This window comes from Clostridium sp. 001 (genome assembly GCF_019056555.1).
Lineage (GTDB): Bacteria > Bacillota > Clostridia > Clostridiales > Clostridiaceae > Clostridium_B > Clostridium_B ragsdalei.
In genome coordinates this window covers 3,499,256-3,510,924 of the sequence record NZ_CP020473.1, presented here as the reverse complement: position 1 = coordinate 3,510,924, position 11,669 = coordinate 3,499,256, and the positions used below count along the sequence as shown (strand labels likewise).

General features: G+C 27.9%; 8 protein-coding genes. All 8 read right to left on the bottom strand.

The window, feature by feature from the left end:
• Window positions 1–1,098 (bottom strand): CDP-glucose 4,6-dehydratase, encoded by a 1,098-nt coding sequence (rfbG, locus tag B5S50_RS16310; RefSeq protein ID WP_217302340.1) that lies wholly within the window; start codon window positions 1,096–1,098, stop codon window positions 1–3.
• Window positions 1,099–1,487: 389 nt separating this feature from the next.
• Entirely contained in the window at window positions 1,488–2,774 is a 1,287-nt protein-coding gene (locus tag B5S50_RS16305; RefSeq protein ID WP_217302339.1) for an NAD(P)/FAD-dependent oxidoreductase, read from the bottom strand.
• On the bottom strand, window positions 2,767–3,735 hold the full coding sequence (locus B5S50_RS16300) for an NAD(P)-dependent oxidoreductase (protein WP_217302338.1): 969 nt from the start codon (window positions 3,733–3,735) through the stop codon (window positions 2,767–2,769). Before B5S50_RS16300 ends, B5S50_RS16305 begins: the two co-directional genes overlap by 8 nt.
• A gap of 46 nt (window positions 3,736–3,781) precedes the next feature.
• A complete protein-coding gene (gene rfbF / locus B5S50_RS16295; RefSeq protein ID WP_217302337.1) occupies window positions 3,782–4,555 on the bottom strand; it encodes a glucose-1-phosphate cytidylyltransferase in 774 nt (257 codons plus the stop codon).
• Between the two features lie 44 nt (window positions 4,556–4,599).
• Window positions 4,600–6,888, bottom strand: coding sequence for a glycosyltransferase (locus B5S50_RS16290; RefSeq protein ID WP_217302336.1), 2,289 nt, complete (start codon window positions 6,886–6,888; stop codon window positions 4,600–4,602).
• A gap of 27 nt (window positions 6,889–6,915) precedes the next feature.
• Entirely contained in the window at window positions 6,916–9,015 is a 2,100-nt protein-coding gene (locus tag B5S50_RS16285) for a glycosyltransferase family 2 protein (protein WP_217302335.1), read from the bottom strand.
• A gap of 136 nt (window positions 9,016–9,151) precedes the next feature.
• Window positions 9,152–10,981 (bottom strand): flagellin, encoded by a 1,830-nt coding sequence (locus B5S50_RS16280; protein WP_217302334.1) that lies wholly within the window; start codon window positions 10,979–10,981, stop codon window positions 9,152–9,154.
• A 181-nt stretch (window positions 10,982–11,162) separates the two neighbouring features.
• Window positions 11,163–11,525, bottom strand: coding sequence for a four helix bundle protein (locus tag B5S50_RS16275; RefSeq protein ID WP_217302333.1), 363 nt, complete (start codon window positions 11,523–11,525; stop codon window positions 11,163–11,165).
• Between the last annotated feature and the right edge of the window lie 144 nt (window positions 11,526–11,669).

The window sequence follows — 11,669 nt, the reverse complement described above, 5'->3', positions numbered from 1 at the left end:
TCATTCACTCCATATCAAATTATGTATTTTAGCTTGATTTTCATAATCTTCTATTTGTTTCATAGTATAATCATACATATTTTCATTGCTATCTTCATAATACTTTTTATACCATTGCATTGTATTATCCACGGCTTTCTCTACATTATATACTGGATACCACTTCAAATAAGTATTAGCTTTGCTTATATCAAGTTTTAACAGATTTGTTTCATGAGGTTGAACTGATCTATCTATTTCAATTTCGCCTTTTCCTAAATTTTTTACAGCAAGTTTTAAAATTTGCTGAACATTTAATACATCAGTACCTTTTGGCCCAAAGTTCCATCCACCATTATATTTTTCCTTGTTTTGAAGCATTAACGCACCAAGCCATAAGTAACCTGATAAGGGTTCCAATACATGCTGCCACGGCCTTATCGAAATAGGATTTCTTATTACAATTGATCTGTCTTCAGAGACTGCCTTTATAAAATCAGGTATCAATCTATCTTTAGCCCAATCTCCTCCACCTATTACATTTCCTGCCCTGACCGAAGACAAAGCAATACCACTTTTATTATAAAAACTATTTCTATATGCTGAGACAACAAGTTCGGCACAGCCTTTACTCGAACTATACGGATCATATCCACCCATAGGATCTGTTTCTCTATATCCATATACCCACTCTTTATTCTCGTAACACTTGTCTGTAGTAATAACCTCCACAGCTTGTACACTTTCTACTTGCCTTGCTGCTTCTAATACATTAACTGTTCCCATAATATTCGTTTCATATGTTTCTCTAGGTTTCTCATATGAAAGTCTCACAATAGGTTGTGCAGCCAAATGAAAAACTATATCAGGTCTGTATTCTTTGAAAACATTTATTAATCTAGAATAATCTCTTATATCTCCAATTATACTTGTAATCTCACTTTCTAGTTTACAAACTTCAAACATAGAAGGTTCTGTTGGAGGCTCTAGTGAATACCCCATAACCTTTGCGCCAAGTTTTTTAAGCCATATGGAAAGCCATGAACCTTTAAAACCAGTATGCCCTGTTACAAGTACCTTTTTCCCATCGTATATATTATTAAACAAACTATTATCCATGTATTTCATCTGCCTTATATTTATCATAATTTAATTTTACATTTTTAAGTTCTTTATTTATACTTAAAGGTTTAATTTTTAAAAGTAATATCAATTTTTAATCCTGCATTAATCGGTCTATTAGCAACTTGTCCTAAAGATTCTGGTTTTAATGTACTGGCAAGTACGCCTTCAGCATTAACTTTTAGCAAGTTTTTAACCAAAGTTTAAAACAGTCCATATTTGAAAAAAGCTTTGAAAATTTAGTTAAAAAGCCAAAGACATTAGGAATAATAGATGATACTAATATTGCTTTAGATTCTACAAAATAGATACCTACGAAAAATGTAATTCAAAATAAAATATAGTATTGCATAAAATATAAATTTCTAACTATGTAATTTCATCATTTAATAAATGCCTGCTTCATTTTTTAATTTTATTGCCATATTCATACCACTTAAGAAGCTTTGGTCACTCCATAAATAATCCCATTTACCAAATCTTCCAATACAATAAATGCCTACTTTTTTCAGATATCCTTGAATAATTTCTCTATTTCTATATATATCACTATAAAAAATAACATTAGCATAATCCACATTTTTTACATTCATAAAAAGTATATCATTTTTAGATGCTATGTTCATTTTTATTATACATTTTTCTATATACTCACATAAATTGCTATTACTCATGTTAACCTTTTTACAAGGTGATTCATATATTTCAAATTGTATAGAACTACATCCATTAGGAACATTATTCCTAGATTTTAAACTCGGTGAATATGCCCTTGCTGGCAAAATATCTTCATCATATATATAAAACCATAATTTATCAATAATATCTGGCCTATTAAATCCAACTGATACTAATTTCATTGACGTTGCCATTAATTTATTTGAAGCATATATTACCTCTCTTGGAGTATCTTTTAGAATACCAATTAATTCTGGTACTGGAATACTACTTATTAAAGTTTCATAATATACTTTAGTTCCATCCTTAAATTCTATATATTTATTTGTTGCATCTATCAGAATAGCTTTCTTGTTTAACTTTATATTTATATTGTTCACCATAGGATTTAAAAAACTTTTGTATCCTCCTTGTTTTGGATATCTCATTTCTTTAGCATAATATACATTTTCTGTCTTGTCACTCATAGCACCATATAATATTTCATCAATACTTGGCCTATACATTCTATTGTTAATCCATCCAGTTCCTAACTGACTTGCTTCAGTACACCAATATTTCCTTGTATATATTTTAGGAAACTTATCAGAAATATATTTACCATATTGATTATAAAGCCATTCTTCATAATTAGAAAACTCTTTTTTTGTATTTGATCTTTCTAAAAAAGACTTTATGCATTTAATTCTATCTTCAATAGATAATTGATATAAATTATTCTGTATAGGATGCCTAATCCATAAACCTTTATAATAATTATAAGGCTGAGGGTTAAATTTATTATAAGGTGTTTTGTCAAAAATACTTCTAACTATATGTGACTTAGTAAAAGACAAATGAACTGCTTTATCAAAAATAAATTTATTCACTTTTATATTTCCACATAATCCACCATATTCATTATCTTTCTCATATATAGTGACAAATTTATTATCCAAAAAATATCCACAACATATTCCAGCTATACCAGCACCTAATATAACATACTTATTCATATTTGTTTTCTCTCTCATATTTGTTTTCTCTCTCATATTTCTTTTTATACCATATATAAGTATTATATAATCCATATTCCAAACTATACTTTGTCTCCCATTTTGTATATTTTTTTAACTTTGTATTATCTCCTATAAAATGCATAACCTCATCTTTTCTATATGGTATACCTCCAAAAATAAATAATTTTTTATCCGCATTAGAAATTTCTGCGATTTTCAAAATAAGGTCTTTTAACTTAATTCCAATGCTACTACAAATGTTAAACTCTTCATATACTGAAATATCTCTAATTGCCAATTCTATAAAGCCATTAATTAAATCTTTTATATACATATAATCTCTTACTTGCTCTCCTCCTGTTAACTTCAACTCAGTATTCTTAATACAGGACATAATAACCTGAGGCATTAATTTATGTATTCCTTCACCTTCTCCAAAAACTCCAAAAGGTCTCGCAGTAATTAATTTTATGCCTAAATTTTTTGCATATGCTTTAGATAATATAGTTGTAGAAGCTTTAGCAGCAGAATATAAAGATTGTGGATTAATATTATAATCTTCTTTAATCTTTTCACCATGATTAGTACCATATTCAAAGCAAGATCCTACATTTATAACCTTACCTATTCCAACCTTTTTTAAAAACTTTAGTAGGTTTATTGTATATACTACATTTCCATCTATCATTTTATCTATATTCTGTTTTCTATAGTCTACACCATAAGAAGCAAGGTTAAAGCAAAAATCAAAATTCTGATATTTATTCCATCTATAACCTTCATATAATATATCTTCATAATAAATAATATTTAATTTATCTATAATATTTTGGATTTTTTTATAACCAATACTAGTCTTTTTTCTAAGTAAAACATACACTTGAAAATTTCTTTTTAATAATTCTCTGCATAAATTAGAGCCTATAAATCCATTAGCACCTGTCACTAAAGCCTTCATTTCTACACCTCTTTAAAAAATTCTTACAGCATTATTTTGTACTTTATTATTGCCATACTTTCCATGGTGCTTGTCCCTTATCCCAAATTGACTGAAGGGTTGTTTTATCTCTCATAGAATCCATTGGCATCCAGAACCCTTTATGCTTATATGCACACAATTGATTATCTTTCGCAAGTTTTTCAAGCGGTTCTTTCTCCCATATTGTATTATCATTTTCTATATAGTCAAATATCTCTGGCTCAAGCACAAAAAAACCTGCATTTATCCATCCACCATCACCAAGAGGTTTTTCAATAAAACTTTTAACTGAATTATTTCTACTTATTTCTAAAGCTCCAAATCTTCCAGTAGGTTGAACTGCTGTTATTGTTGCATACTTTTTATTTTCTTTATGAAAATCTAGTAATTTATTTATATTTACATTTCCTACACCATCACCATATGTCATCATAAAAGTTTCATTACCAACATACTTTTTTATTCTCTTTATTCTCCCACCAGTAAGCGTAGATAAACCTGTATCAATCAAAGTTACTTTCCATGGTTCACAACAATTACTATGTACTTGAATGCTATTTTTCTTTAAATCTATAGTTAAGTCACATTGATGCAAAAAATAATTTGCAAAATATTCTTTTATAATATATCCCTTATATCCAAGACAAATTATAAAATCATTTATTCCATAATGAGAGTAAGTCTTCATTATATGCCATAGTATTGGATATTCACCTATCTCAACCATTGGTTTTGGTTTTAAAACAGTTTCTTCACTTAATCTTGTTCCAAAGCCACCAGCTAATATTACTGCTTTCATAGTTATTATCACCTCTTACCCCAACATTCTTAGTTATATAATTTTTAAATTATTGCATTATCATTCATAATCTGATTGCTTATAGTATTTTTAAGTTTCATAAGTTCCACTTTTTCATTCTTAGGTATATATTTACTAGCATTTAGTATACACTTTATTATTTCTAGTTTTTCATTTAAATTATCATTAATACTTAAGCTATAATAACACCTATTATTTGCATTTTTATATGCCTGTTGAATTTCTACTTGTGTAAAATTAATATTATCAAGATATTTATCTAATAAGTAATAAAATTCTCTCACTCTAACAATCTTGGATATTTGCTGATTTGTTAACGATTTTCCGTGAGTCCTGATATACATATACTTTCTATTAATAAAATAATAATTGCCTAATTTACATAATTTTATCCACACATTATAATCACCCACATATTTAAATTCTTGCGAAAATAATCCTATTGATTTAAAAGATTTTTTTCTAATCATAACATTAGAAGGACATCCTACTATATTTCCATTAATAACCAATGCTTTAAAAAATACTTTACTTGGATATTTTTCAGAATTCATATGCAAAATTGGTTCACTAATTACTTCATTTTTCTCATTAATATGACAAAAATTAACACCGCATAAAGTTACATCCGGGTTTTTTTCCATTACAGTTACCATTTCTTGTATACAATTTTTATCAATAGTATCATCTGCATAAACATACTTTATATACTTTCCATTGGATAATTCAGCACATTTATTAACATTATTTGTATATCCTATGTTACTTTCATTGTTATACAGTTTTATTCTTTTATCATTATATGACTCAACTATCTTAACAGTATCATCTGTAGAACAATTATCACATATTATTATCTCTAAATTTTTATATGTTTGATTTATTACAGAATCTATAGTGTACTTTATATACTTTTCTCCATTATAAACTGGAATGCATACACTCACTAATGGCAACCTATCTTCTAATACTATATTGGTATTTATACCTTCTCCAACTTCAGATACTATGTTTTTAATTGTAGTTATTTGTTTCTTTAAAGAATAATTAGCTTCAATAAATTTCCTGTATTCCTTTGAATCGTAAATATTTTCATTAACCATTTTTTTAAAGTCATTCAAATCATAATAAATATATTTCTTAGGATAAAAATCTTCAGCTCCTGGAAAATAATGAATAACAGGCTTTAATCCACTAGCCATAGCTTCCATTACACCAACAGGATGTCCCTCTGCTATACTTCCTGTTACTAAATAATTTTTATTTTTTAGCCAGTTACTCATTTTATTATTTTCAATAAATCCGTCAAAATGAATATTATTCTGAATACCAAGTTTTTTTATTATATCATTTATATAATAGTACAATGATTCATCCTGAAATGGTCCTGCTAAATATAACTGATATCTTTTATCCATTTTAACTAATTCATTAAAGTATTGAATAACAAGCATAGGATTTTTCCTTAAATTTAAATATCCTATCCATGCCAAATTAAAGCCTTTTTCACGTTCATGATATTTAAATTTATTTAAATTTACACCATTATATAAAACTTCACACTTATTAACAGGTAATTTTACTTTATTAATAACAATATCTCTTATATGTTTGGCAACAAATATAATTTTATCAACATTATTCCAATTAACATTTTGTATATAATTTGTAAAAGCCTCATACCTATGCAATCTACAAATTATTTTCTTCTCTTTAGCAATAGGTAATTTACTCCCATATCCAATTAATTCATCACACCACTCAAACCAGCAGATATCAGCCCACTCCATACCATGATCTATCTGACTAAGATTTGTAACAATAACCTTTTTAATTTCATATTCATCTGAAATTCCTCTAATTATATCACCTAAGAAACTATCCATGCCTTGTTTTACAAAAAACACTATCTTCTTTTTATTCTCTATTTCCTTAATATTGTTTTCCTTTTGTATCTTTTTAATCATTTCACTAATTTCTTTTGTTGCTTGTTCATTATTACAATTATATAAGGCTTTATTATAATACCATAATGCTTGTTTAAAATTTCTTTCTTGATCATATAAATATCCAAGATTATAATTCAAATCAAAATTATTTTCATCTATATTTAAACCTTCTTTAAGAACTATCTTCGCTTCATCCATCCTATTTTCCATGATCAAAATAACCGCGTCCATAGAATATGCTTCAACACCATCTTTAGCTATATTCCTGTATTGTTCCACAAATAATTTAGCTTCTTTTAAATCTCCAGCATTAATTAAAGTCTGTATATTTTCTTTTATTTGAATTTTTATATCATCCTTCAAATTATCACCTTCTTCCGAATATCTTGATTACATTTTATACCTATTACTTGTTTTTAATTTCTCAATGGAAATCTGCGATTTAAATAAAACTATCTCAGCATCATTATCTACTATATTTTCATATTCTTCAATTAAAGCTTCTGCAGCTTCTATATTTCCATTTTTAATCATATTCTTAATATTTTCCTTGAATTCAACTTTGAGCTTTTCCATTTCTGAATTCGTATGTTGTTGTTTCTCATCTATCTCATTTAACAAAAGTTCTATTCCTCTTTTCATAACAGGAACATGCTCTAAAGCTTTCTTTAAATTTCTTATATAATTCAATTCATCATTTCTAATAATGCAATTATTAGCTTTTCTCATTATTAAAAAGAATATTTCTTCATTATCTTTCATTTCATATAAAAATTCTTCTTCTAAAATCTCAGTATTATACAAATTTTCAACATAACTAATACCATAATTAATATATAATTTGGTTAATTTTAAATAATCCTGGTCACTTAAACCTTCATCTGAAAGTAAAGTTCTAAGCAGTGTTTTTCCAACTTTATAAGCTCCAATATTTTCACTTTTTTCTAACCTTAAATAATTTGTAACGCTACCATTAAAATCTGTATGATATTCTTTAATATATTTTAAATAAGTACCTAAATTTTTTTCACTAACCTTTATAAATAACTTATCTAATGAAAAATTTATCTTTACAGCATAATAAAATATATCACCAAAGAATGCTGGTGCCTTATTTAAATTAATTTTTGATGCCAGATTTTCAATTTCACTACCAATAACTTTTCTATCACCGAGATAATATTCTAACCTAATTTTATTTAACGTACTATAATTAGACTCTTCATCACTGAACAACTTATAAAATCCAAGCCTGATACTTTCTCCTACTTCTTTTAGCAATTCTTCTACACTGTATAAAAAGGATTTATATGCAGTCTCATTTTCTCCTATAGCAAACTTTATATAATAATCTTTTAAAGATTCAAAATCATTATCTATAATGAAACACTTTATTATTTTATCAATATTATCAACTATAAAATTTATATCCTCTATATGATTTAACATTTCTTTAGCTTGTTCATAATTATTCTCTTCGTAATATATACTAAACAAATCTTTATATGCAATTTCAAACTTATCAGCAGTATAAACTATAACTGTCATATTAAGTTTCGATATATCTTCATTTTTTAAAATTTCTAGGTACTTTTTATAATATAGTTTTGCTTCTTCATGAAATTCTGTTACAAATTTCAATTTAGCCATATATAAATATAAATCCAAGTTGTTTTCGTCTATTGATAAAGCTTCTTTCACTATAGTTTCAATTTCATCATACTCTCCACTCTGAAGTAATTGCTTTACATAATTGTTATAAACAAACAAATAGTCTTTATAATCCTCAACATTTAAACCTTTCATGAAATTATATGACTTTCTAGCTTCTTCTAACGATTCTTTAAAATCTTTATGCATAGCATATGATACAGAAAGTTGATATCTATAATATACATTTTGGGGGTCCTTTTTTAATTCATTTATTAGAAGTGTGGATGTTCTTTTAAACTTTTTTTCCATTAATTCTAAATCATCAGATATATATCCATAATGTATAATATCTGATTTAATTGCTGCAGTTGGAAGTTCATAATGAGCTTGATTATGAACTGCACCCGAATAATAAAAGTTTCCATCATTTTTAAATAACCTAGGGGAGACAATAAGTGCATAATCTTCCGTTCGTGTACTTTGAATACTTTTTACCTCTAGTGTAGCAGAGTTATATTTACAATACTGTTTTTTTACAAAAAACTTCACCATTTCCTCACAATTATTTACTACTTCATCACCATCTATTATAAAAATCCAATCACCCTTTGAATAATTTATAGTTATATTTCTCATTTCAGAAAAATTGTTATTCCAATTATGAAAATAAACCTTATCAGTAAATTTTTTTGCTATTTCAACAGTCCTATCTGTTGAACCAGTATCCACAATAATTAACTCCGATTTAATTTTATTCCTTATTGGTTGTAGGCTTTTTAAACATTCTTCAAGATGATTTTCTTCATTTTTTACCATCATTGCTATACTTAAAAGCATAAATTTCATTCCTTTCATCAGTAAAATACTATCTTTATACAAGAACAATTATACAGAAACAGTTTATCATTGTCATTCTATAAAAATAGTAGTTTAAAAAAGAGTCAGAGACAAACCCTGACCCTTTATTCTTTTATTATCTTAAAAGTTGAAGAACCTGCTGTGGCTGTTGATTAGCTTGTGCAAGCATAGCTTGTGCTGCCTGCTGTAAGATATTGTTCTTTGAGTAATTTGACATCTCTTTTGCCATATCAACATCTCTTATTCTTGATTCAGCAGAAGTCAAGTTTTCTGATGAAGTTCCCAAGTTATTTATCGTGTGCTCTAATCTATTTTGATAAGCACCAAGTTGTGATCTTTGTGCTGATACCGCATTAATAGCATTGTCTAAAACCTTTATTGCTGCAGTAGCAGTATCATGTGACGAAATATCAAGAGAAGATTCAATATTATTATTATCAGTTCCATTTGATACTGTTTTAGTTGATGTAAACTTAGCTCCATCAATAATACCTTGATCACCACCTGCTGTTGTTCCTGATATATTAAGTGCTCTAGCTCTCATATCCTTAACATCCATTTCAAAGCTTTGTCCCATATTGGCACCTATCTGGAATACAGCCTTAAATGTTCCACCTATAGCAGATGAACCTGGAACAAAATCACCAAGAAGTTGATTTAAATTATCTCCTGATATTTCAACATCCGGAGCAATTCCCTGAGCATTATCTGCAGCAGCAGTTGTTGTTTTAAATTTAAAGTATGTTTTTGTATCATTAATATTATTTGGATTAGTTCCTATACTAGCAGCAACCGCACCTGATCCAAAAACAGAGCTAAATGCAGTATTAAAGGCAGCCTTCAAATTAGTTACTGATATTGTTCCTGCTGATGAAGTACCAATACTTGCTCCCAATGTAATGTTTGCAGTTTTACCATCATACGTAACTGTAAATGTTTTACCTGCCCAATCATCACGGTTTAACATATCCGTTCCTTGAATTGATTTTGTTCCAATTATTGTAGCTTCTTCTTGAACCGTTCCTTTACCTACAGTTGTTGTTCCTGCAGCTATGCCTAAAAGAGTACCAAACTGAGTAGATGTTGTTTTATAAATTTCTATATCCTTTCCACCTACTTTTGATGAAATAGAGAACTTACCATCATCAGAAACAGTAATATTAGCTACATCTGCAAGGGTAACTTTGCTTAAATTTGTTCCATTCGGCATTGTAAATGCACTTGATGATGATATCTCTCCCAATACTTTCTGTATTGCAGCTCTTCTCATATCATTAGTTGCATCTTTGCCTGCTTTTCCAGCATCTGTCTGATCATATAATGTTTTAAATGAAGCACCGTTTACTGTAAATGTAACAGCTTTAGAACCATTATCAGTAACAAGAAAAGTTAATGTTAATGCAGAATCATTTGTATTTGATATAGCAGAATTACCAATATCAATCGCATTTAAAGCTTTAATTTCTCCACCTTTTGCTGCAACTCCAGTTGCTTCTGTGCTTGAATTTTTAACTCCACTTGCTGAAGCTCCACCATCAAGTAACTTTTGAGTATTGAATTCAGTAGTGTTACCTATTCTGTTAATTTCTGAAGTCAATTGGTTCATTTCAGACTGTATTTGAGATCTGTCATCTCCTACGTTAGTATCGTTGGCTGACTGAGTTGCCAATTGTTTCATTCTTTGAAGAATTGAAGTTGTTTCATTTAATGCACCTTCAGCAGTTTGTATCATTGAGATACCATCTTGAGAGTTAGAAGATGCTTGATCAAGACCATTGATCTGTCCTCTCATTTTTTCTGATATAGCTAGTCCTGCTGCATCGTCTGCTGCACTGTTGATTCTAAGACCTGAAGAAAGTTTTTGCATAGACTTTGATGCATTACCTGAGTTAATATTCATGTTTCTTATAGCATTGTTTGCCATTAAGTTATGATTTATTATCATAATATTTCCCTCCCTGATTTTTTGAGACCTGCACTTCCTTGTGCTAGGTTTGATTTATTTATAGTTAAACCCTAAGGCTTTACTAACAAGTTAATTAATAATTAATAATGAAGAATTAATAGTTATGGATGATTTTCTTCCACTCTGCTTCAGAAAATCTTTTAAAATATTAATTTTAATCTCAATTATTTTTTAAATTTTGTCTTGTTGTCTTAACTATTGAGACCAGTATTTTACTTAACTCTTCACATTCACTTAAAATTATTTTTGATGTATTAATATCTATATAATTAGTTGCTGTTAAAAGTTCTAACCAATACATGGTTTCTGAAGATTCCTTAAGTGCTATGTTCATTTTTGATAGGAAATCTCTTTTACTTTGAGCAAACAAACCTTCCTTAACATTAGCACCTATACTTGTACCAGAACGTAACAGCTGTTTAGAAAGAATAATCTCCTTCTTTTCATTACACAAATATTTGTATAAATTAACTACTTTTATGGAAAATTTAAATGCTTTATTATAAATCAAACTATCCTTCAACTTTTTAATCTCCTAACTTTGTAAATATATCTAAAATTCTAGACATATTAGTTAGGATTTAATCAGTTTTATCTGATTTAACTAACTATTAATTATTAATTCTTAATTATTAACTAAAAAAAGGAGCCAACCATCTCCGCCCCA